A 20,916-nucleotide genomic window follows, 5' to 3' on the forward strand; every position below is an offset into this window, starting at 1 on the left:
GCCACCGCGTCAGTATCGGCCACCTCGACCGCCATCACATCAGAGTCCATGTGCCACTCCTTGATTCGGAGTTACACCGTTGTTCTTACAGTCCCGTTCGGTGTGGGGCCTGGTTGCAGCGGCTCCTTGAAGTTTCCTACTTTGATTGATAATCTGCTCTGGTGAGCGATGAGCTGGAGCATCGGATCGGGGAAGGTCCCGCGACGCGGGTCAGTCTTTCGCTGCCGGAAGGCACCGCCGAAGCTATCCGTCGCCGGGTGGGTAAGCGCGAGTTCTCGTCCTTTATCACCTCCGCGGTCGAGCGCGAGCTTCGCGGAATGCTGCTTGACGAGTACATCGCCGATCATGAGCGGCGTAACGGGCCGTTGCCCGAAGCGGAACGTCGACGTGCGCGGGATGTGTTCGATCAGGCTCTCGGTGAGTCAGATCAGTGGCACACGGCAAGCTGAGCAAGCCCGGGCGTCGTACCCCGATGGCGGGGCATGCCGGGACACTGGTTCTGGACTGTGACGGATTGTCCCGACTTATCGACGACTCGGTGTCGGTTGTCGCGATCGTCGCCGAAGCGCGCTCCCGCGGGATGGAGGTCGTGATCAGCGCGCTCACGATCATCGAAGCGACTCATCGCAAGACGGACAAGGCTCGACTCGCCTGGTTGCTTTCCGCGCTGCGCATCGAGCAGGTCGATGAGATATCCGCCAAGGCGGCGTCGGCACTGTTGGTAGACGCAGGATTGCACGGCCACAAATATGCGATCGACACCGTTGTCGCGGAAATGGCTCTACGCCAGCACATCCCAGTGTTGATGCTCACCAGCGACCTCGACGACATGCGCAAGCTGTGTGGCGAAGCTGTGCGTTTGATTTCGACGTAGAGCGATGATCAGCACCTGAGTGAATTCGATGTGGGGCAATACATGTGCGTCGACGCCGGTCGAGGAGATGGCGCCCGACGACCGGGCCCGCATGCTGCGCGAGGCGCCTGCGAAGGTGGCCAAGAAGGTGCTCGCCGGGCTGAGCCCGCGCGAACGGCGGATGACCGCCGCGCTGCTCGGCTACCCCGAGGGTTCGGCGGGGCAGTACATGACGCCCGAGGTGATCGCGCTGCCGCGCAACCTCACCGTCGAGCAGGCGCTGACCATGGTGCGGGCCAAGGGCGCCACCGCCGAAACCGTGTACACACTGCCCGATCAGGTGCTGGGTTTGGACAGTGGTCTGGTGTCGGGTGCGACCGGGGGTGGGGTGCTGGGGGTCGGCGGTGCCGTGGTGTCGGGCGGTAGTTGCGGCGAGGTGTCGGGTGGAAGTGGTGCCGCGTTGTCTGGTGCGGGCGTTGTTGAGATGACTGGCGGGGTGGGGACGAGGGGCGGTGCGTTGTTTGTGGTGGGGCGGTAGGTTTCGAAGGCTAGGAATCCGCTGGTTATTAAGGTGAGGGCGGCGAGGGTGCCGAGTAGTGGGCGGGCGAATCTTCGGATGAGGGATCTCGGTGGGCGATGGTTTGATGTCATAGCTGTCCCCCCTGTGTGAAGCTGTTGTTGGCCAGATCGGGGGGTTGGTGGCGGTTGTTACGACCGGGATTCGTTGGGCGGACTGGGGGGCGGGCGAGGCTCTAGGCTGGGGTGGTGATCGATGAGAGATTTGCTGAAATTGCCGGTGTTGCAACGGGTAACGGGTACTCGCATGCGGTGACTACGTCGGGGCGGCTGGCGTTTGTGTCGGGGCAGGTTGCGATGGATGTCGAGGGGAACGTGGTGGGGGTGAACGATCTTGCCGCGCAGACTCGGCAGGCGATGAGCAATCTGGGGAAGGTGCTTCAGGCGTTGGGGAGTGACTGGGCGGGGGTTGTGAAGTTCACGTGGTTTGTGACCGATGTCAGTGACTTGCAGGTGCTTCGGGATGCGCGGGACGAGTTTCTTCGGCCTGCATTGGGGGATCGGCCGAATCCGGCTAGTTCGTTGGTTCAGGTTGCGGGGTTGTTCCGTCCTGAGTATCTGGTTGAAGTCGAAGCGGTTGTCGCGCTTTAGGTTTCGGTGGGAGGTTCGCACTCGTTCTGTGGATCCGCACCGGTTCTAGTAGCTCATGAAGAGTGCGGATCTGTGGAGCGGGTGCGGATGTCAAGGAGGGGTGCAGGTTCGGGGTGGTGTTGTCCGGGGTTCGACGGTTTCCTGGCGAGTGCGGCCGTCTCGGGGTTTGCACTGGATTAGCGTGGTGGCGTCGTGTGCCGTACCCGGCTGACCTCCGTAGTCGGTCACGCGACCTCTCGTTCCAGCCGGGTCACTTGGCTGTGGTCCGGTTCAAAGATCTTGAAAAGAATGACGGGAGTCCAATGGTGGGCGTCTCGGCGCGTATTGCCACAATAGGACTACCGTCAGCGGCCATCAGTAACCATTTGACTCCCGTCAACGAGCTCGGCAACCATTTGACTCCCGTCAATGGAGTCAGCAACCGTCCCTGGACCGGCGGCCAGAGGTCCGGCTCGGAGGCCTTCAAAGCGATCTTGAAATGTTGGCGTGAGAGAAATGGTGCGTGTTGCCACCGTTTCTCTCACGCCGATGGCAGGCGGCAACCATTTCTCGCACGCCGATGGGATGTGTTGTGGGGCGTGCGATTTGCGGGAATGGTGGATTGGCGGGATGATCATGGGGACGGTGGGTGGCTCGCGTCGATGGGGAATCACGTTTTGCGGCACGGTGCGGTGCGCTTCGCGGCTCGCGCGCGAAAAGGGCAGGTTGTCCAGGGGTTACCTCAGTGGATGAGGGGGCAATCTCGGTGGCCGGCAAGGAGATTCCGGTGAGTGGGGTAAGTGCGGCGGGATGAGTGGGAAACTCCGCAGCGGGCTCGAGTAGAGCCCTACTGTCCCGCGCCATGAGGATCTCAATTGTTTCGTTGCTCGCCGCCGCATTGGCGACCTTCGCATTGACGGCGACAACCGCACCACCCATGGCATCGGCGCAACCGGATGTGCAGGCCGAAAGCGCCGTTGCGGCGGCAGGAAAGATCGATTTGCAAGGCGCGGTGAATGCTCGTGATATCGGCGGATATCGGACTTATGACGGCGCGAAGGTGAAGTCGGGCAAAGCTATTAGAGCCGACTCGCTGGAAAAGCTGACCGCGGCCGATCTGCAGAAGCTGGCGGGGCTGAATGTGAAGACCGTCGTCGATCTGCGCACGCAAGCCGAAATTCAGTTCGCTGGGCCGGACAAGCTACCGCAGGGCGCGCAGCTGGTGGCCAGGCCGATCGACGACACCGGCCTGTTCCAGAAGCTGCTTCAGGTGATCCAGTTGCGCGACCCGGTGAAGCAGGAGGAGATGCTCGGCAACGGTAAGGCCGAGGAGATCATGAAGGGGGTGTACACCAGCTTCCTGACCCCCGCCTCGCGCGCCGCGTTCGGGCAGACGGTGAAGGATCTGGCCAACACCGACAAGGCCACGCTGTACCACTGCACCGCGGGCAAGGACCGCACCGGCTTCCTGACCTACGTGGTGTTGCGGGCGATCGGTGTGCCGGAAGCCACCGCGAAGCAGGACTATCTGCTGTCGAACCAGTACCGTGCCGCGGCCGACGCCGCGTTGCGCCAGCAGGTCAAACAGGCTGGCCTGATGCAGAATCCGGATCTGCTCATCCCGCTGCAAGAGGTCCGCAACCAGTACCTGGACACGGCCGTGGCGAAGCTGGAACAGGACTACGGCAGCTTCGGCAAGTTCCTGACCCAGGGCCTCGGCCTCGATGCCGGAACCATCCTGAAGCTGCGCAAGAACCTGGTCAGCTAGTCGAGGAAAGTCGTTGGGGCTCATCCACCGAAAGTGGATGGGCCCCAACAGCATTAGGACTGCTTTTTGGCGCGCAACGCGGCGGACAGTTGCGTCGGCATCGGTTCGTGCCGGGTGTAGGAGCGGGTGAAGTCGCCGGTGCCGTGCGAGAGCGAACGCAGATCGATGGCGTAGCGACTGAGTTCGAGTTCCGGTACCTCGGCGTGGATTCGGGTCCGGCCCGTGCCGTGCGGCTCGGTGCCGAGGACGCGACCACGGCGACTGGAAAGGTCGCTCAACGTCGGGCCGACATAATCGTCGGACACCAGCACCCAAACCTCGGCAAGCGGTTCCAGCAGTGCGATACCCGCGGCGTTGGCGGCCTCACGCAACGCGAGCGCACCGGCCGTCTGGAATGCCGCATCGGAGGAGTCCACCGAATGCGCCTTCCCGTCGAACAGCGTGACCCGCACGTCGACCAGCGGATTACCGGTGGCCACACCGCGCAACGCCTGCGCGCGCACCCCTTTCTCCACCGACGGAATGAATTGGCGCGGAACGACTCCGCCAACCACCTTGTCCACGAACTCGATGCCAGACCCGCCGGGCAGCGGCTCGACTTCGATCTCACAGACGGCGTACTGGCCGTGCCCACCGGACTGCTTGACGTGCCTGCCGCGCCCATTCGCCTTGCCCGCGAACGTTTCCCGCAGCGCGACCTCGTGCTCGATCACGTCGACCTGCACGCCGAATCGGGTGCGCAATCGCTCCAACGCGACATCGCGATGCGCCTCGCCGAGGCACCACAGCACCAATTGCCTGGTGTGACTGTTGTGTTCGAGCCGCACCGCGGGATCCTCGGCCGCCAACCTGGCCAGGCTTTGCGAGAGCTTGTCCTCGTCGGCCTTGCTGTGCGCGGTGATCGCGATGGGCAGCAAGGGATCCGGCATCTGCCACGGTTCGATCAGCAGCGGCGCGCCGGTGCCGGACAGGGTGTCGCCGGTTTCCGCGCGACTGAGTTTGGTCACGTAGGCGATATCGCCCGCGATGGCCTGGCCGAGCGGGCGCTGGCCCTTGCCGAACGGCGTGGACACCGCGCCGACCCGTTCGTCCACGTCGTGGCTTTCGTGACCGCGATCCTCCTGGCCGTGTCCGCACACGTGCACGGTGTCGTCGGCGCGCAGCGTGCCGGAGAACACGCGCACCAGCGACACCCGGCCGACGTAGGGATCCGACGCGGTGCGGATCACCTCGGCCGCGAGCTCACCGTTCGGATCGCAGGTGAGTGGATGCGCCGCAGCGCCATTGGAGGCGCGCACGGCGGACACGACATGCTCCGACGGGGTGGGGAAGCCGCCGCTGATCAGGTCGAGCAGTTCGACCGTGCCGAGCCCCTGTTTGGCGCCTTCCGGCGCGGGCGCACCGAACAGGACCGGGTGGAAACTGCCGCGGGCGACCGCACGCTCGAGATCGGCGACCAGGGTGGCTAGCTCGATCTCCTCGCCCTCGAGGTAGCGCTCCATCAGCGTCTCGTCTTCGCTTTCGGCGATGATGCCCTCGATCAGCCGGTTGCGTGCCTCCTCCAGCATCGACTGCTGCTCGGGCGACGGCGCGCCTGCCACACATTCGCCGGTCGAATAGTCGACCACACAGTTCGGCAGCAGCTCGATCAACCCGGTGACCGGACGATGGCCGTCCGGGTTCTTCGGCCCGTACACCGGAAGATGCAGCGGCAGAATGTTTTCCGAGGATCCACCGCCGAGCACCGCACGACAGGTCTCGGTCATCTCGTCGTAGTCGGCGCGTGCGGTGTCGAGATGGGTGATCACGATCGCCCTCGGCATCCCGACCGCGGCACACTCCTCCCACAGCGCGCGGGTCGCTCCGCTCACCCCTTCGGAACCTTCGGCCGCCGAGATGACGAACAGCGCCGCATCCGCCGCGCGCAAGCCTGCCCGCAATTCACCGACGAAATCTGCGTATCCGGGGGTGTCGAGCAGGTTGATCTTCAACCCGTCCCAGGCCAGCGGCACCACCGACAACTGCACCGATCGGTGCTGGCGATGCTCGATTTCGTCGTAATCCGACAGTGAGGTCCCGTCCTCGACCCGCCCCGCCCGGTTCACCGTCCCCGTGGTCAGTGCCATCGCCTCGACCAGCGTTGTTTTCCCTGACCCACTGTGCCCGACCAGCACCACATTTCGAATCTGATCCGGCCTCTCGGCCGCGACTACTCTGCCGTTGCCCCCAGCAGCTCCACTCTTGTCCACTGTGCGTCTCGCTTCCTCGCGCCCCGTCACCTGCGGTACTTCGAGCTTCCCACCGGCGGTAGCCGCGCGTCCACGGATCGGGAGATCCGGTGTGTGCGGACCGCACAGTCCGTGCCGCCCGATAACCCCTTGCCGCGGCTCCTGCCGCCTGCACAAGATGGCCCGATGCTGGTATCAGACGGCGTTGTCGCGCTGCGCCCGATCACGGTGGCCGACGCCGAGGCACATCTGGCGGGCGAGGACGACGAACTGGTTCGCTGGTTGAACGGTGGGCGCAGCACGCTGGAGACGGTGGTGCGGCATTTCGACCGCTGTGTGCAGCGATGGCAAAACAATGGCGCGAGTAGAACATTCGCGGTGGTCGAGGTCGCGGACGGAGCATTGGTCGGCACCGTGGACGTGCACACCAGGCAGTCGTATCTCGCACCGGGACAGGCGAATCTGGCCTACGGAATCTATCCGGACCGGCGCAGACGCGGCTATGCGACGCGCGCGGTCGAGCTCGCGTGCCGATACCTCGCGGAATCGGGTCTGGCGGAGGCGGCGCTGATCCGGGTGGATCCGGAAAACCGCCCGTCCGCGGCGGTCGCGGTGCGCGCCGGGTTCGTTTTCAGTCACCCCGGCGCGGACGACGAGGGACCGGTCGACTGCTACGTGCGCACCGTGCGGACTTGACCAGCGGGTGCCGTCGGGGTGAGAGTGCGCGGATGGTTGTCACCCGACGTGTCCCGCGCGACGCTGCGCAAGGTCACACTCCGCCTGGTGCCGTTCCTCGGGCTGCTGTACTTCGTCAACTATCTGGACCGGGTCAACATCGGGTTCGCCGGGCCGAGCGGGATGAAGGCCGATCTCGGGCTCACCGAGACGGCGTTCGGGCTGGCGTCGGGGATCTTCTTCATCGGCTATCTGCTGCTCGAGGTGCCGAGCAATCTGGCGTTGCACCGGTTCGGGGCACGCCGGTGGATCGCCAGGATCCTGGCGAGCTGGGGTCTGGTCGCGACGGCGATGGCGTTCGTGCCCAACGAAACCGTGCTCTACATCCTGCGATTCGCGCTCGGGGTGGCGGAGGCCGGGTTCTTTCCCGGCATCCTGCTCTATCTCACCTACTGGTTTCCGCAGTCGCAGCGGGCGAGGATCGTCGCGCTGTTCATGGTCGCTATTCCGGTGTCCACCGCGCTCGGTTCGACCGTGTCGAGCCTGATCATCCAGTACGGCCACGGGGTTTTCGGGCTCAGCGGCTGGCGGTTCATGTTCCTCGTCGAGGGGCTGCCCGCGTTGCTGCTCGCGGTGGTGACCTGGTTCTTCCTCACCGACAGTCCCGCGCAGGCGAAATGGTTGACGCGTGACGAAAAGCAATGGCTCAGTGGTGAACTCGCGGCGGAGCAGGCCGAAGTGGAGAAGGCCGGGCACTGGACGCTGCGCAAGGCGCTCACCGATGCCCGGATACTCGGCCTCGCCCTCGTCTACGGCGGCATCGTGTACGGGCTGTACGCGTTGGGATTCTTCCTGCCGACGATCATCAACGGATTCCAAGAGCAGTACGGCACGCACTATTCGGTGGTGCAGCGCGGCCTGATCAACGCGGTGCCCTACGTGATCGGCGCCGTGGTGATGGTGTGGTGGAGCAGGCACGGCGACCGCACCGGCGAAAGAGCCTGGCACGTCGCGCTTCCCGCGCTCGTCGGCGGGCTCGCCATTCCGGTGGCGCTCTACCTCGGCAATCCGTTCGCCGCCATGGTCGCGGTAACCGTCTGCGCCGTAGGCGTTCTCGCTGCCCTACCCACCTTCTGGGCGCTGCCGAGTGCCTTCCTCTCTGGCGCCGCCGCAGCGGGCGGCATCGCCTTGATCAACTCCATCGGCAACATCAGCGGGTTCGCCGCCCCCTACATCACCGGCGGCCTCAAGGACTGGACCGGCACGCAACGCGCAGGTCTCTGGGTCGTCGGCGCCTGCATGGTCGCCGCCGCCCTCGGCGTGCTTGCCCTCTGGAAACGCACCCGACCCCAGCCCTAGCGGCCGAACAGGATTCGGTCGACTCATCGAGACACGGGGCAGATCACCGGGTTTCGGCGCGACCTACCCGAGTGCGAGCGAGGCCGCGGATTCGTTTGGTGCGGCCGTATTCGGCGAGGAGGGTGAGGGCGTTGCGGTCATTCGCGCAGCCGGCGAGCTTACGTTGGAGCCAATCGGAGGATTCGGTGATCGCGTCAGGGGACCACGGCCGGTCCAGCATGACGGCTCGGAAGCAGGCCCATTCGTGCAGGCGGCGAACCAGGAACGGGTGGTCGGTCGTTGCCTGCTCGATGGATTCGGCCCACCGGTCGTAGGCGGGGGTGAGGTAGAGGTCGGTGGCCCGTCGGTCGACGTGACGGACTACGGCGGCCTCGGCCATCAGCGTGTCCGGATCGGTGAGAATCCTGATGACAACGTCGATTTCGTCGATATCGGCGACCTGTGCCAATTCCTCGAGGTAGGCGGCAAACCGTAGGTGGTCGCTCGGCTCGTCGTCGCTGAAGTCACCAGGATCCACTCGCCGATGCTACGGGTCAGGCGGAGACGATGCCGCCGTAGGAGCCGAAGGCGCGGCCCTTGGAGGTGCAGTTGAAGCTGCCGTGGAAGCCGATTTCGCATTTGGCGCCCGCGTATTCGACGTACGGACCCCACTGGCCCTGACCGGTCTTGACCGAGTCGAGGCTCGGGTTGCCGCCGGGGAGGGTGTACGGGGTGCCGGGGTCGAACGTGGGATGTGCGGGCAGCCAAGGCTGGTCGATGACCATCTCGCTGGCGAACAACGTGAACGGTGCGTTGCTGTACTGGATGCGCATGGGATAGGCGAAGTCGCAGCCGGTGGTGCCGTCCCCGAAGATGGCGCAGTTGAAGCTGCCCACGCTGAAGTACACGGTGCCCGGATCCGCCTGTGCGGTGGCGGTGAACACGATCGGCGCCGCCGCGGCCGCGGCGGCAACCGCGGCGACTTTGCGCATGGTGCGTTTCATACGGAACTCCTCGGTGACTCGATAAACGGAATCAGGACCCGACAGGTTTGTCGGGTTTACCGAGGTATTCGTTTCGAACGGAAGTGTGGATACCCCACGTACCGCGAATTCGATCAACCACACCGTCCTGCCCGCAATTGTGCGTTCGCATATTCACCGAATATGCGAACGCGGTGCCGGATCAGACGCAGGCAGGCGAGGTTTCGCCGAGCGGGATGATGCTTTCGCACACCCAGCCGGTCTCGAGCCGCCACGCGTTGCCTTGGGCGACGAACGGGACGACTATCGGGCGTTTGGCGCCTGCCGAGGCCGAGATCGAGGTGGCGAGCAGGCTGTTGCCGTTGAACTCGGTGACCTTGTCGACCTGGATGGTCATCGGGTACGGCGCGAAGGCCGTTGCCAGCTTGGTCAACAGTTCGGGATCCTTGTCCTCGCCCGCGACGCGCAGGGTTTTCCCTGCGGCAGGGATGTTCGGGTCGAAGGTCTGTGCCAGTTGTGCGGTCAGGTCGGCCGAGGTAGGCAGCGGCGGAGGCGTCGTCGGTTCCGGCTCGGCGCCGGGCAGCGAGTCGGGGTAGAGCTGGTGCACGATCGCGCCCCAGATCGACGACGCGGAAACCTGAAGCAGCGTGGGCGGCACCGTGTACTGGTTGACGACCACCGCGACACTGACGCGACGCTCCGGGAGATACGCGACGTGGGTGGAGTAGCCGAGCACGCCGCCGGTATGACCGAGCCATGGACCGAAACGCTGCAAGCCGAGCGCGTACTCGACCGTGCCTTCGGTGAATTGCTGTCTGGCCTGGCTGGTTTCGGGCTTCAGCAGGTCGCCGCGGGCAAGCTTGGGCGCGTAGGCCGCCAGTTCGTTGACGGTCGACACCATCGAACCCGCGGCGCCGAAGAGGGCAGGGGAGTTGCGCGCGGTGACGTCGGTGGCGGTCTCGTCGAAGTAGGAGTAGCCGCGGCTGGCCGGGCTCGGCATGGTGACATCGGCCGGGTAGGACGTCTCGTGCAGGCCGTGCGCCTCAGCGATGCCGTCGAGGACCTCGTGGATCGGCTTGCCAGTCACCTTCTCCAAAACCAGGCCGAGCAGGAAGTATTCGGAGTTGGAGTATTCGGTCTTGATGTGCGGTGGTTGTGCCTTGTCCGGGTTGGTGGTCAGCAGCCGCAGCCTAGCGCCGTCCTGCCATTCGCCGGCTTCCTTCGACAGGAGCTGAGCCGTGTAGTCGGGGTCGCCGCCGAGATCCCAGACTCCGCCGCGCATGCCGAGCAGGTCGCGCAGCGTGATGGTCTGCCCGTTCGGGATGCCGGGGACGTACTTTTCCAGCGGATCGTCGAGCGAGAGTTTGCGCTCGTCGGCAGCCATGAGCACGGCGGTCGCCGTGAAAGTCTTGGTGACACTGCCGATCCGGACGTGATCGGTGACCTGCATCGGCCGCCCGGACGCGAGATCGGCGACGCCGTAAGCCTTGACGAGCGTGCCGTGCTCGGGGTCGTGGATCGCGACAAGCGCACCGGGGATCAGTCCTGCGTCCATCTGCTTGCGGACGGTCTCGTCGAGTCTGCTCGCCACCTCCGCCGCAAACGCGGGCCCGCTCTCCACCTCCCAGCATCCGACGAGCATGGTGGCGAGCGCCGCCACGGTCAGGCCGAGGGCATACCGCGCAAGTCTGTTCCTACCGAACATTTTTCGATCCCCCCACGCTCTGAACCAGGTACACGAGTACTACTCCGATCCCACGCGACCGTCATCGCGCCGCAGGGGCGGCACCTCACGCATGAACAGGTCACACGTGAATAGGTCCTCGCACGTCCAGCGAAACACTCAGCGCACGTACGAGGTCCAGGTATATGAAGTTGTTAGCTCAGTTGCCGAAGCGCGAGCCCGGCAGATCAGCCGCAGGCGGGTGAGGTTTTGCCTGCGGCGGTCAGGTTCCGGCAGACCCAGTAGGTGGTGAGTACCCAGGCATTGTTCCGCGCGGCGAAGGGAACGATGAGTGGGCGCTTGCCGCCGTCATAGGCCATTGTCGACGTGGCGGCCAGCGCCTCGCCGTCGAATTCGGTCACCTTGTCGACCTGGATCGTCGACGGGTGCTCGGCCCAGACCGATGCCAGGCGAGTCAGTAGTTCGGGGTCTTTGGCTTCGCCCATGCTCCGCAGGGGCTTCTGGTCCGCGGGGATGTTCGGGTCGAGGGTTCGAGCCAGCTGTGCGGTCAGATCTGCCGGGGTGGGCACGGGCGGGGGAGGCGTCGTCGGCTTGGGCCCGTTGCCAGAGAACGACTCCGGATAGAGTTGCCGCACGATCGCGCTCCAGATCGAGGACGCGGACAGCGGCATCAGGCCGGCTGGAAATGTGTTCTGGTTGACCGCCACCGCGACGCTGATCCTGCGGTCGGGGAGATAGGCGACATGCGTGGTGTAGCCGGGCACGCTCCCCGTGTGGCCGAGCCAGGGACCGAAGCGTTGCAAACCGAGGGCGTACTCGAGGTGTTCACCCGCGGCGGTGCCCTCGGTGAATTGCTGTCTGGCCTGGTTGGTTTCGGGCTTCAGCAGATCACCGCCGGCAAGCAGGGGTGCGTAGGCGGCGAGGTCGTCGATGGTCGAGACCATCGAGCCCGCGGCACCGAAGACGGCGGGGATGTTGCGCGCGGTGACGTCGGTCGCGGTCGTGTCGAAATAGCTGTAGCCGCGGCTCGCCGGCGTCGGCACGGTGGCGTCGGTGGGGTACCTCGTCTCGCGCAGTCCATGCGCCGTTGCGACAGCGTCGAGAACCTCGTGTATCGGCTTTCCGGTTACCTTCTCCAGTACGAGTCCGAGCAGGAAGTACTCGGAGTTCGAGTACGCGGTGTTGGTGCGTGGCGGCCTTGCCTTTTCGGGGTGGGTGGTGAGCAGGGCCACTCGACCGCCGTCGGGCCAGTCGCCCGGCTCCTTCGACACGAGCTGGGCCGAGTAGCCGGGATCCTCACCGAGATCCCAGACTCCGCCGCGCATGCCGAGCAGGTCGCGCAGCGCGATGGTCTGCCCGTTCGGGATGCCGGGGACGTACTTCTCCAGCGGATCGTCGAGCGAGAGTTTGCCTTCGTCGGCGGCCATCAGCACGGCGGTCGCCGTGAAAGTCTTGGTGACACTGGCGATTCGAACATGATCGCCGATCTCCATCGGACGTCCGGAGCCGAGATCGGCGACACCGTAGGCCTTTGTATACACACCGCGATCCGGATCGCGCACTGCGACAAGGGCTCCGGGGATCAGGCCCGCGTCCATCTGCTTGCGGACGATCTCGTCGAGCGTGTTCGTCACCTCCGCCGGAAGGAATATGGCGGCACAGCTGGCATTTGGCCCGCATTCGCGGGGTGATTCGCAGCCGACCAGCACGGTGGCGACCACTGCCACGGCAAACATCCCGGCGGTTCCGCGGACGAGCCGAGTGAAGGCATTGCGACTGAGCATGTTTCGTTCCCCCCAATGAAACTGCGTATCTGCACCTCAGTGTATCGGTCGGGCTACCCGCGCATTCACCGACGAACGATGGTCGACGTCAGGCGCAGGCCGACGAGGCTCGAGTTCGAGCAGACGATGAGCACCCGCCGCTTCTGGTGTCGCAGAAACAAAATCAGGCCCAGCACCTCATAGCCAAAGGTGCCGGGCCTGACCCGGTTCATGCGTACAGCGGTGTCAGCTGCCGAAGCGCGCGAGCACGGCGGACGCCTCCTGCGAGGCAGTGCCTTCCTGTGCGAGATGCGCCATGGTGGCCGGGATTTCGCGGCCATGATGGGCCATCGCCTGCGCGTAGAGCCTTCCCGCGCGGTACGACGAGCGGACCAGCGGCCCGGCCATCACACCTGCGAAACCGATCTGCTCGGCCATCTTCGAGTGCTCGACGAACTCCTCGGGCTTCACCCAGCGGTCGACCGGGTGGTGGCGCGGCGAGGGGCGCAGGTACTGGGTGATGGTGAGGATGTCGCAGCCCGCCTCGTGCAGGTCGCGCATGGCCTGGGTGACCTCTTCTGGGGTCTCGCCCATGCCGAGGATCAGGTTCGACTTGGTGACCAGGCCTGCCTCGCGGGCAGCGGTGAGCACCGAAAGCGAACGCTCGTAGCGGAAGGCGGGACGGATGCGCTTGAAGATGCGCGGCACCGTTTCCAGGTTGTGCGCCAGCACCTCCGGGCGCGAGGAGAACACCTCGGCCAGCTGGTCCGGCTCGGCGTTGAAGTCAGGGATCAGCAGTTCGACACCGGTGTTGGGGTTCAAAGCCTTGATGGCGCGCACGGTTTCGGCGTACAGCCAGGCGCCGCCGTCGTCCAGGTCGTCGCGGGCGACGCCGGTGATCGTCGAGTAGCGCAGGCCCATCGCCTGCACGCTCTCGGCGACCCTGCGCGGCTCGTCCCGGTCGAGTGCGGCGGGTTTGCCGGTGTCGATCTGGCAGAAGTCGCAGCGGCGGGTGCACTGCTCGCCGCCGATCAGGAAGGTGGCCTCGCGGTCTTCCCAGCATTCGAAGATGTTGGGACAGCCCGCCTCCTCGCACACCGTGTGCAAGCCCTCGCGTTTGACGAGCCCTTTGAGCTCGGTGTACTCCGGGCCCATCTTGGCCTTGGTACGAATCCACTGAGGCTTGCGCTCGATCGGGGTCTCCGCGTTGCGCGCCTCGATGCGTAGCAGTTTGCGTCCTGCCGGTGCTTGAGCTGAGGTCACTTGATCGACACTACGCCTTCATGATCTAGCGGTTGCGGCCCGTCCTGCCGGTGTGACATGCGCGATAGCCGCGGCCGGTCAATCGCCCTGCGTCGACGCCGAAGGCAGCCGCACATCGTGGTCGGTCACCGGGAGTTCACCGTTCAACGCCCTGGTGATCGCGTCGGCAACGAGGGGCTTCACCTCGGCGACCGTGACCTCGCGGCCGAGCTCGCGCGTCAGCGTGGTGACGCCCGCGTCGCGGATGCCGCACGGGATGATCGCCTGGAAGCCGTCCATCGCCGAGTTGCAGTTGAGCGAAATGCCGTGCAGGGCAACGCCGCGCTGGACCCGCACGCCGATGGCGGCGATCTTGCGCTCGGCGAAGACCTCGGTCGCGGCCAGCCAGACGCCGGAGCGACCCTCGATCCGGCCACAGGTCAGGCCGAGGTCGGTGCAGACGGTGATGAGCGCTTCCTCGAGGCGGCGCACATAGTGGACGACGTCCACCGGCTCGGCCAGGCGCACGATCGGGTAGCCGACGAGCTGCCCAGGTCCGTGCCAGGTGATCTTGCCGCCGCGGTCCACCTCCACCACCGGGCTGCCATCGATCGGGAGATCCTCGGCCTCGGTGCGCCGGCCCGCGGTGTAGATCGGGGGGTGTTCCAGCAGCAGCAGGTGATCGGATCCGTTACCTTCGGCCCGCTCCGTGGCGATGGTTCGCTGCAGCTCCCAGGCGCGGTGGTAATCGATGAGTCCGAGATCCTCGACCACGATCGGGGTCGTATCGAATCGGGCGGACCAAGTGGTGCGCGTGTCGTTCACGTTCTCGACGGTACGCCGGACCGGTTGGGCTATTCCAGGAGCCTGGTGTGGGGAGTGCCACATGTTAGCCAGGTTTGGGCGGCGGGTAGCCCGGCTGAAGTGATCCGCTAGCGCGGTTCGAAGGGAAGCGTCAGCTGCATGAGGGTCAGGTCCATCCAGCGACCGAACTTGTGGCCGACCTCAGGGAGCACACCGACCGTGCGGAAGCCGAAACGCTCGTGCAACTGGATCGAACCGGTGTTGCCCGATTCGATGCCCGCGACGATCGCATGCACCTCGGCGGCGCGAGCCCGATCGATGAGTTCGGTGAGCAGCGCGCTGGCGATGCCGCGGCGGTGGAACCGCTCGTCGACGTAGACCGAATTCTCCACGGTGAAGCGGTAACCCGCCTTCGGCCGCCACGGGCCGTAGCTCGCGTACCCGGCGACGACACCGTCGACCTCGGCGACCACGATCGGCAGCCCTGCGGCGGTGCGGTTCTCGAACCAGGCGAGCCGCTCGTCGAGCCCGACCTGCTCCAGATCCCAAATCGCGGTCGAGGTGGCGATATTCGCGTTGTGGATGGTGAGGATCACGGGCAGGTCGTCGCGGTGCGCGTTCCTGATGAGGGTGGCGGGGCGGGTGTCGAGCTTGTCGGTCATCGTTCGTCTCCGGGTCGTCCCACCGTCGCGGCCAGCGCGGCGCCGATGGTGGGGTGCTGGAACTCGTAGCCTGCCTCTTCGAGGGCCGTCGGTATTGCCCTCGGCCCGTGCAGGATTGCCTCGTCCGCGACCTCGCCGAGCAGTGCCCGCAGTGCGAAGGCGGGAACCACCAGCGGGGTCGGGCGGTGCAGCGACCGGCCGAGTGCACGACTGAACTCGGCATTGGTCACGGGAGCCGGGCCGACCACATTGATCGGGCCGGTGAGCTTGTCGTTGCCGAGGGTGAACACGATCGCGCCGATCTCATCGGCGAGCGAAATCCACGGCGTGTACTGGCGGCCGTTGCCGAGGCGACCGCCGAGGCCGAGCGAGTACAGCGGCTGCAGCGTGTTGAGCATGCCGCCGCGGCGGGACAACACGATGGCACTGCGCAGCAGCACCGTGCGCACGCCTGCGTCGGCGGCGGGACGACTGGCCGCCTCCCAGTCGCGGCACAGCGTCGCGAGGAAACCCGCACCGGCGGGCGAGGTTTCGTCGACCACCCGGTCGCCGGTGCCGCCGCCGTAGATGTGCACGCCGCTGGCATTCAGCAGCGTCGGCACATCCGCGGCGGCGACGGCGCTCGCCAGCACGTCGGTCGGGGTGATCCGGCTGTCGCGTAACTCCTGCTTGAAGCTGCCGTTCCAGCGCCGCCGCCCGATGGTGGCGCCGCACAGGTTGACCACCGCGTCGGCACCGCGCAGCGCCCGCTTGTCCAGATCGGCACGGACCGGATCCCAGGTGTACTCGTCCGGGCCCGCCGCCCGCCTGCGTACCAGGCGGGCGACTTCGTGCCCGTCGCGGCGCAGTGCCGCGACGAGCGCCGTCCCGATCAATCCGGACGAGCCTGCGATCACGACCTTCATGCGCGCCAGGTCATTACAGGCCGAGGTCCGCCTCGAACGCCGCTTCCTCGAGCCGGTGCCGGATGGTGGTCAGGAAGCGACCAGCGTCGGCGCCGTCGATGAGGCGGTGGTCGTAGGTGAGCGGCAGGTAGCACATCGAGCGAACGCCGATGGACTCGTTGCCCGTCTCGTCCTTGACCACCACGGGGCGCTTGACGATCGCGCCGGTGCCGAGCATGGCCGCCTGCGGCGGAACCAGGATCGGGGTGTCGAACAGCGCGCCCTGGCTGCCGATGTTGGTGATGGTGAAGGTGCCACCGGACAGCTCGTCGGGCTTGAGACCGCCGTTGCGCGCGCGATTGGCGATGTCGGCGATGGCGCGCGCCAGGCCGGCCAGCGACAGGTCGCTCGCGTTGTGGATGATCGGGGACAGCAGGCCCTGCTCGGTGTCCACCGCGATGCCGAGGTGCACCGCCGCGTGGTAGGTGACCTCCTTGGTGGTGTCGTCGTAGGAGGCGTTGATGTTCGGGTGCACGCCGAGCGCCTCGACGACGGCCTTGGCGAAGAACGGCAGGAACGTCAGGTTGACGCCCTCGCGCTCCTTGTAGGCCGCCTTGGCCTGGCTGCGCAGCGCCGCGATCTTGGTGACGTCGGCCTCGTGCACCTGGGTCAGCTGTGCGGTGGTGCGCAGCGATTCCAGGGTCTTGGTCGCGGTGATCTGGCGGATGCGGTTCGCCTTCTGCACGGTGCCGCGCAGGTGTGCAAGCTGCGGGGTGGCGGCCGCCCGGGCGGCGGGCGCCTTGGCCGCGGGAGCGGCCGGTGCAGCGGCGGCCGGGGCAGGCGCCTTCTTGGCTTCCGCGGCGGCGAGCACGTCCTGCTTGCGGATGCGTCCGCCGACACCGGAACCGGTGAGCGCGGACAGATCGACGCCGTTCTCGTCGGCCAGCTTGCGCACCAGCGGGGTGACGTACGGGGTCGCGCCGTTGCCGGAGGTGTCCGGCTCGGTGGCGGTGGCGGCGGGTGCCTTGGCCGGTGCCGGGGCAGGCGCGGGAGCCGGGGCAGGAGCCTTCGGAGCCGGTGCGGCGGCCGCAGGCTTGGGGGCGGGTGCAGGTTCGGGCTTCGGCGCAGGCGCGGGGGCGGGGGCCGGTGCCTTGGGCGCCGGTGCGGCGGCCGCGGGGGAACCGCTGCCGATCACGCCGAGCTGTCCACCCACAGCGACGACATCGTCTTCCTGCGCGGTGATCTCCAGCAGGGTGCCTGCCACCGGCGACGGGATTTCGGTGTCGACCTTGTCGGTGGAGACCTCGAGCAGCGGCTCGTCGACGGCGACGTCGTCACCGACGGCCTTGAGCCAGCGGGTCACGGTGCCCTCGGTGACCGACTCGCCGAGCTCGGGCATCTTCACCGGTGTGCCTTCACCCGACGACGCGGGCGCGGCTGCGGCGGCGGGCGCCGGTGCAGGGGCTGCTTCCTGGACGGGTTCCGGCTCTGCGGCGGGAGCTTCCTCGGCGGGTGCTTCCTGCGCGGGCGCGGCGGCTGCGGGGGCGGGAGCCGAGTTCGAGGCGGGCGCCTCACCGGCATCACCGATCACGCCGAGCTCGCCACCGACCTCGACCACATCATCTTCTTGGGCGACGATTTTCGACAGCACACCCGCCACGGGGGACGGGATTTCGGTGTCGACCTTGTCGGTGGAGACCTCGAGCAGCGGCTCGTCGACCTCGACCGTGTCTCCTTCCTGCTTCAGCCACCGGGTGACCGTTCCCTCGGTGACGCTCTCACCAAGAGCTGGCATCTGGACGGAGAAGGCCATGTCCTCTGACTCCTCTGACTGCTCGACGGGGTTCTACAACAGTTGATCTCTCGGCGGACCCGCGTCGCGGTTGCGGCGTAGGTCCCGAAGCCACCGATCATTGTGCGTGGCACCAGAGATCTTGTGGTTCTTGTACCGCGAACCATCCTTGCACTTGGCCGTCCGGCGTGTAGCACAGGGCAGCGAACTCCCTGGAGCTGGCAAGATGGGAGGACCGGCGTGTGGGACGCTCCGGTGTGGGAAAGGAGGTGCGCGTCGTTGGGTTTGCTGGATCGTTTCCGAAGCGGCGCGACCCGGGGTGCTAGCGCGATACGCACGGGTTCTGGAGATGGCGGCGATGCCCGCTATCTCGCCGAGTGGGTGCGCAGCCATGTGGGCGTCGAAGGCTATATCGAGCCGAAAACTACTGTGACAGATGTCACTGTCGTGTTGATCGCCGCCGACGGTGAATGGACGAGACGGATCGTCGGCGAGCGCGGAGCGCAGCGGCTTGCCAAGGATTTGCGGATCCCGGTCTACGACGTCGGTCGGACCGGATATCCACAACGGATGCGCGATTACGACGCACGTAAACGGATCGAGCGCCAGCGGGCGTTCGAGGAAGATTTACGCGAGCTTTAGATTTCGGATGTGCCGCCTCGGGTGGGAAGCCGAGGCGGCACATCGGCATTCACTCCGCGGCGATGTCCTCGATGACAGCGATGAGGGTGCGCACCGGGACACCGGTGCCGCCCTTGCCGATGTAACCGAACGGGCCGCCGGTGTTGTACGCCGGACCCGCGACGTCGAGATGGGCCCACTGCACGCCCTCCGGGACGAACTCCTTCAGGAACAGCCCGGCCGAGAGCATGCCACCCCAGCGGTGCGGTGCGACGTTGGCCAGATCGGCGATCTTCGAGTTGATGTCCGCGCGCAACTCGGCGGGCAGCGGCATCGCCCAGCCGTTCTCGCCGACCTCGCGGGAGATCGCGGCGACCCGGTCGCGGAACTCGTCGGTGCCCATCACGCCAGGGGTGCGGGTGCCGAGCGCCACCATCTGGGCGCCGGTCAGAGTCGCCACGTCGATGAGGTAGTCGGGCTCGTCCTCGCTGGCCCGCACGATCGCGTCAGCCAGGATCAGCCTGCCCTCGGCGTCGGTGTTGATCACCTCGACGGTGATGCCGCCGTACTGGGTGAGCACGTCACCGGGGCGCTGCGCGGTGGCCGACGGCATGTTCTCCGCCATCGGCACGGTCGCGGTCACGGTGACCGGCAGGCCGAGCCGCGCGGCGAGCAGCGTGGTCGCGACGACCGCCGCGGCGCCCGCCATGTCCGAGGTCATGTTCTCCATGTTCTGCGCGGGCTTGATGGAGATGCCGCCGGTGTCGAAGGTGATGCCCTTGCCGACCAGCGCGACCTTCTTCGGCCCGCCCGCGTAGGTGATCCGGACCAGCCGCGGCTGCCGCGACGAACCCTTGCCGACGCCGAGCACGCCGCCGTAACCGCCTGCCTCCAATGCATGTTCGTCGAGCACCTCGACCTGCAGTCCGGCCGCCTCCGCCAACTGCTGTGCGCGGGCGGCGAATTCGGCGGGGTAGAGGTGGCTCGGCGGGGTGTTGACGAAATCCCGTGCGGTGGCGACGGCTTCGGCGGTCAGCTGCGCCTTGGTCAGCGCCTCGTCGCCGAAATCGGGCTCGGGGACCAGGAATTCGACCCTGGCCACGGGGCGCTCGTCCGGCTTCGGCGCGGACTTGTCCGACTTGAACGGGGTGAACGTGTAGGCGCCGAGGTAGAAGCCCTCCGCGGCCGGGCCGAGGTCGAGGCCGGACAACGTGGTCACCACCAGTTCGGTGCCCGACAGCGTGCGGGCCGCCACGCCCGCGGAACGGCGGATCTGCTCGGCGTCGATCTTCTCGGCCGCGCCGAGGCCGACCGCGAGCACACTCGTCACGCCCGCGAGCCCGGCCGGAGCAGGCACCCTGGTCAACTCCTCGGCCTTGCCCTTCGCGCCGACCGCGCCGAGCTGATCGAGCAGTTCGGCACGGACCTCGGCAGTGAGCACATCCCCGAACAGGTCCTCGGGCACGATGGCGGGGCCGTTCTCGGAAGAGGTCAACCCGAGGACGAGCACGTCGGTGTCCGCGCTGATGGTCTGGGTGCGGGCGAGTTCCGGTCCTAATGGGCGATCTGCAACAGCGGTCATTGGCTCAGGCTACTGGGCAGTCTGATCGAGATGCCGTCGAGGAGCAGCGCGAGCCCGTCGTCGAGGATTCGGTCCAAGTCCAGGTCGGGGCCGGGCGGGCCGTCGGAGAACAGCCGGTGCAGCACGGGGCGGATGGTCGGGTCGAGCAGCTCGGGGAGTTCGTCGGGTAGCTCTGTCGGCTCGATGGTGTGTAGCCGTTCGGCGCGTTCCGAACTCGTCAGCAGCGCGAGGCCCTGCACCAGGCCGGAGAACGACAGGTAGATCGCGAGCATCGCCTCGCGGTTCATACCGCGGTGGTCGAGCGCGGCGAAGGACCGTTCGAGGATGTCCAAGAGCGCGGGACCCAGCGGCGGACGAGTGCGCGCGAGGATCGGCAGCATCCACGGGTGGCGTTGGTACAGCTGCCATTCCTCGTGCGCCTCGTAGCTGAGCCTGGCTCGCCAGTCGGTGAGGTCCGCTGTGGGCGGGCGGATTTCGGCGAGTACGAGCTCGGCCATGCCTGCCAGCAGCGCCTCGCGGTCGGGGAAGTGGCGGTACAGGCCCGCGGTTGCCGCGCCGAGTTCGCTGGCGATGCGGCGCATGGACAGGCCGTCGATGCCGTCGCGATCGGCCAGGACGACGGCGGCCCGCAAGATGCCGACCGTGGTCAGCCGGGTCGGGCGGGCGGTGCGTGGTCGCGCGGCCACCGCGTCGCGGCGGGCTCGGTAGGCGCGGGCCTGGCAGGCGCGCGAGCAATAGCGGCGTTTGCGGCCGCGTGCCGGTTGCGCGAGGGCGGCGGCGCAGATTTCGCAGGCCATGCGGCCTCCATTTCGACACACGAACAGCTGTGACGAAATGCTAGCAACACCGCACTGAGCTGCCTACCTTGGCGAGAGCACACAGTGTTCACGA

The 20,916-nt window shown here is 66.7% G+C and carries 21 protein-coding genes; 8 read left to right on the forward strand and 13 right to left on the reverse strand.

What is annotated here, in order from left to right; all coding sequences use genetic code 11:
- Nucleotides 1-161: 161 nt before the first annotated feature.
- The 5 genes from ACGFNJ_RS40700 (at nucleotide 162) to ACGFNJ_RS40720 (ending at nucleotide 3,767) form a co-directional block, all read left to right on the forward strand.
- Nucleotides 162-449 (forward strand): hypothetical protein, encoded by a 288-nt coding sequence (locus ACGFNJ_RS40700; RefSeq protein WP_393461389.1) that lies wholly within the window; start codon nucleotides 162-164, stop codon nucleotides 447-449.
- Nucleotides 450-589: 140 nt separating this feature from the next.
- Nucleotides 590-874, forward strand: a complete 285-nt coding sequence (locus tag ACGFNJ_RS40705; protein ID WP_393461391.1) for a DNA-binding protein — start codon at nucleotides 590-592, stop codon at nucleotides 872-874.
- 28 nt (nucleotides 875-902) lie between these two features.
- Nucleotides 903-1,391, forward strand: coding sequence for a magnesium transporter MgtE N-terminal domain-containing protein (locus tag ACGFNJ_RS40710; RefSeq protein WP_393461393.1), 489 nt, complete (start codon nucleotides 903-905; stop codon nucleotides 1,389-1,391).
- Nucleotides 1,392-1,618: 227 nt separating this feature from the next.
- A complete protein-coding gene (locus ACGFNJ_RS40715; RefSeq protein ID WP_393461395.1) occupies nucleotides 1,619-2,020 on the forward strand; it encodes a RidA family protein in 402 nt (133 codons plus the stop codon).
- 841 nt (nucleotides 2,021-2,861) lie between these two features.
- The gene (locus tag ACGFNJ_RS40720; protein WP_393461397.1) at nucleotides 2,862-3,767 is read left to right on the forward strand and encodes a tyrosine-protein phosphatase; all 906 of its coding nucleotides are present in this window, start codon (nucleotides 2,862-2,864) and stop codon (nucleotides 3,765-3,767) included.
- A gap of 53 nt (nucleotides 3,768-3,820) precedes the next feature.
- Here ACGFNJ_RS40720 and ACGFNJ_RS40725 read toward each other — a convergent pair whose 3' ends face one another.
- Complete coding sequence (locus ACGFNJ_RS40725) at nucleotides 3,821-6,016, reverse strand: elongation factor G-like protein EF-G2 (RefSeq protein WP_393461399.1); 2,196 nt, start codon at nucleotides 6,014-6,016, stop codon at nucleotides 3,821-3,823.
- 165 nt (nucleotides 6,017-6,181) lie between these two features.
- On the opposite strand from ACGFNJ_RS40725, the gene ACGFNJ_RS40730 reads away from it, so the two are divergent.
- Together ACGFNJ_RS40730 and ACGFNJ_RS40735 are read left to right on the forward strand one after the other, a co-directional pair.
- Nucleotides 6,182-6,691 (forward strand): GNAT family N-acetyltransferase, encoded by a 510-nt coding sequence (locus ACGFNJ_RS40730; protein ID WP_393461401.1) that lies wholly within the window; start codon nucleotides 6,182-6,184, stop codon nucleotides 6,689-6,691.
- Between the two features lie 48 nt (nucleotides 6,692-6,739).
- Nucleotides 6,740-8,029: an MFS transporter gene (locus ACGFNJ_RS40735; protein WP_393461403.1), complete on the forward strand. Its 1,290-nt coding sequence runs from the start codon at nucleotides 6,740-6,742 to the stop codon at nucleotides 8,027-8,029.
- 43 nt (nucleotides 8,030-8,072) lie between these two features.
- On the opposite strand, the gene ACGFNJ_RS40740 is transcribed toward ACGFNJ_RS40735, so the two are convergent.
- The 10 genes from ACGFNJ_RS40740 to sucB form a co-directional block, all read right to left on the reverse strand.
- The gene (locus ACGFNJ_RS40740; protein ID WP_393461405.1) at nucleotides 8,073-8,546 is read right to left on the reverse strand and encodes a hypothetical protein; all 474 of its coding nucleotides are present in this window, start codon (nucleotides 8,544-8,546) and stop codon (nucleotides 8,073-8,075) included.
- A 16-nt stretch (nucleotides 8,547-8,562) separates the two neighbouring features.
- A complete protein-coding gene (locus ACGFNJ_RS40745) occupies nucleotides 8,563-9,012 on the reverse strand; it encodes a hypothetical protein (RefSeq protein ID WP_393461407.1) in 450 nt (149 codons plus the stop codon).
- A 181-nt stretch (nucleotides 9,013-9,193) separates the two neighbouring features.
- Nucleotides 9,194-10,696, reverse strand: a complete 1,503-nt coding sequence (locus tag ACGFNJ_RS40750; RefSeq protein WP_393461409.1) for a serine hydrolase domain-containing protein — start codon at nucleotides 10,694-10,696, stop codon at nucleotides 9,194-9,196.
- A 206-nt stretch (nucleotides 10,697-10,902) separates the two neighbouring features.
- Entirely contained in the window at nucleotides 10,903-12,459 is a 1,557-nt protein-coding gene (locus ACGFNJ_RS40755) for a serine hydrolase domain-containing protein (protein WP_393461411.1), read from the reverse strand.
- A 65-nt stretch (nucleotides 12,460-12,524) separates the two neighbouring features.
- Nucleotides 12,525-12,671, reverse strand: a complete 147-nt coding sequence (locus ACGFNJ_RS40760; protein WP_393461413.1) for a hypothetical protein — start codon at nucleotides 12,669-12,671, stop codon at nucleotides 12,525-12,527.
- Nucleotides 12,672-12,684: 13 nt separating this feature from the next.
- Nucleotides 12,685-13,701 (reverse strand): lipoyl synthase, encoded by a 1,017-nt coding sequence (lipA, locus tag ACGFNJ_RS40765; RefSeq protein ID WP_393461415.1) that lies wholly within the window; start codon nucleotides 13,699-13,701, stop codon nucleotides 12,685-12,687.
- Nucleotides 13,702-13,779: 78 nt separating this feature from the next.
- Entirely contained in the window at nucleotides 13,780-14,505 is a 726-nt protein-coding gene (gene lipB, locus ACGFNJ_RS40770; protein ID WP_393461417.1) for a lipoyl(octanoyl) transferase LipB, read from the reverse strand.
- Between the two features lie 107 nt (nucleotides 14,506-14,612).
- On the reverse strand, nucleotides 14,613-15,146 hold the full coding sequence (locus ACGFNJ_RS40775; protein ID WP_393461419.1) for a GNAT family N-acetyltransferase: 534 nt from the start codon (nucleotides 15,144-15,146) through the stop codon (nucleotides 14,613-14,615).
- A complete protein-coding gene (locus ACGFNJ_RS40780) occupies nucleotides 15,143-16,051 on the reverse strand; it encodes a TIGR01777 family oxidoreductase (RefSeq protein ID WP_393461421.1) in 909 nt (302 codons plus the stop codon). The genes ACGFNJ_RS40775 and ACGFNJ_RS40780 overlap by 4 nt, the downstream gene beginning before the upstream one ends.
- Before the next feature lie 13 nt (nucleotides 16,052-16,064).
- Nucleotides 16,065-17,843, reverse strand: a complete 1,779-nt coding sequence (gene sucB / locus ACGFNJ_RS40785) for a 2-oxoglutarate dehydrogenase, E2 component, dihydrolipoamide succinyltransferase (RefSeq protein ID WP_393461423.1) — start codon at nucleotides 17,841-17,843, stop codon at nucleotides 16,065-16,067.
- Nucleotides 17,844-18,101: 258 nt separating this feature from the next.
- Between sucB and ACGFNJ_RS40790 the strand changes: the two genes are divergently transcribed.
- Nucleotides 18,102-18,464 (forward strand): oxidoreductase, encoded by a 363-nt coding sequence (locus ACGFNJ_RS40790; protein WP_393461425.1) that lies wholly within the window; start codon nucleotides 18,102-18,104, stop codon nucleotides 18,462-18,464.
- 49 nt (nucleotides 18,465-18,513) lie between these two features.
- On the opposite strand, the gene ACGFNJ_RS40795 is transcribed toward ACGFNJ_RS40790, so the two are convergent.
- On the reverse strand, nucleotides 18,514-20,025 hold the full coding sequence (locus ACGFNJ_RS40795; protein WP_393461427.1) for a leucyl aminopeptidase: 1,512 nt from the start codon (nucleotides 20,023-20,025) through the stop codon (nucleotides 18,514-18,516).
- Nucleotides 20,022-20,822 (reverse strand): TetR/AcrR family transcriptional regulator, encoded by an 801-nt coding sequence (locus tag ACGFNJ_RS40800; RefSeq protein ID WP_393461429.1) that lies wholly within the window; start codon nucleotides 20,820-20,822, stop codon nucleotides 20,022-20,024. Before ACGFNJ_RS40800 ends, ACGFNJ_RS40795 begins: the two co-directional genes overlap by 4 nt.
- Nucleotides 20,823-20,916: the final 94 nt, after the last annotated feature.

Source organism: Nocardia sp. NPDC049149, assembly GCF_043197455.1.
Lineage (GTDB): Bacteria > Actinomycetota > Actinomycetes > Mycobacteriales > Mycobacteriaceae > Nocardia.

What these genes read in the sequence shown, in the direction of transcription:
- ACGFNJ_RS40710 (WP_393461393.1), top strand. Translation starts at nt 903, where the DNA reads ATGTGGGGCAATACATGTGCGTCGACGCCGGTCGAGGAGATGGCGCCC.
- ACGFNJ_RS40720 (WP_393461397.1), top strand. Translation starts at nt 2,862, where the DNA reads ATGAGGATCTCAATTGTTTCGTTGCTCGCCGCCGCATTGGCGACCTTC.
- ACGFNJ_RS40730 (WP_393461401.1), top strand. Translation starts at nt 6,182, where the DNA reads ATGCTGGTATCAGACGGCGTTGTCGCGCTGCGCCCGATCACGGTGGCC.
- ACGFNJ_RS40745 (WP_393461407.1), bottom strand. Translation starts at nt 9,012, where the DNA reads ATGAAACGCACCATGCGCAAAGTCGCCGCGGTTGCCGCCGCGGCCGCG.
- ACGFNJ_RS40750 (WP_393461409.1), bottom strand. Translation starts at nt 10,696, where the DNA reads ATGTTCGGTAGGAACAGACTTGCGCGGTATGCCCTCGGCCTGACCGTG.
- ACGFNJ_RS40755 (WP_393461411.1), bottom strand. Translation starts at nt 12,459, where the DNA reads ATGCTCAGTCGCAATGCCTTCACTCGGCTCGTCCGCGGAACCGCCGGG.
- ACGFNJ_RS40760 (WP_393461413.1), bottom strand. Translation starts at nt 12,671, where the DNA reads ATGAACCGGGTCAGGCCCGGCACCTTTGGCTATGAGGTGCTGGGCCTG.
- ACGFNJ_RS40775 (WP_393461419.1), bottom strand. Translation starts at nt 15,146, where the DNA reads ATGACCGACAAGCTCGACACCCGCCCCGCCACCCTCATCAGGAACGCG.
- ACGFNJ_RS40780 (WP_393461421.1), bottom strand. Translation starts at nt 16,051, where the DNA reads ATGAAGGTCGTGATCGCAGGCTCGTCCGGATTGATCGGGACGGCGCTC.
- sucB (WP_393461423.1), bottom strand. Translation starts at nt 17,843, where the DNA reads ATGGCCTTCTCCGTCCAGATGCCAGCTCTTGGTGAGAGCGTCACCGAG.
- ACGFNJ_RS40795 (WP_393461427.1), bottom strand. Translation starts at nt 20,025, where the DNA reads ATGACCGCTGTTGCAGATCGCCCATTAGGACCGGAACTCGCCCGCACC.
- ACGFNJ_RS40800 (WP_393461429.1), bottom strand. Translation starts at nt 20,822, where the DNA reads ATGGCCTGCGAAATCTGCGCCGCCGCCCTCGCGCAACCGGCACGCGGC.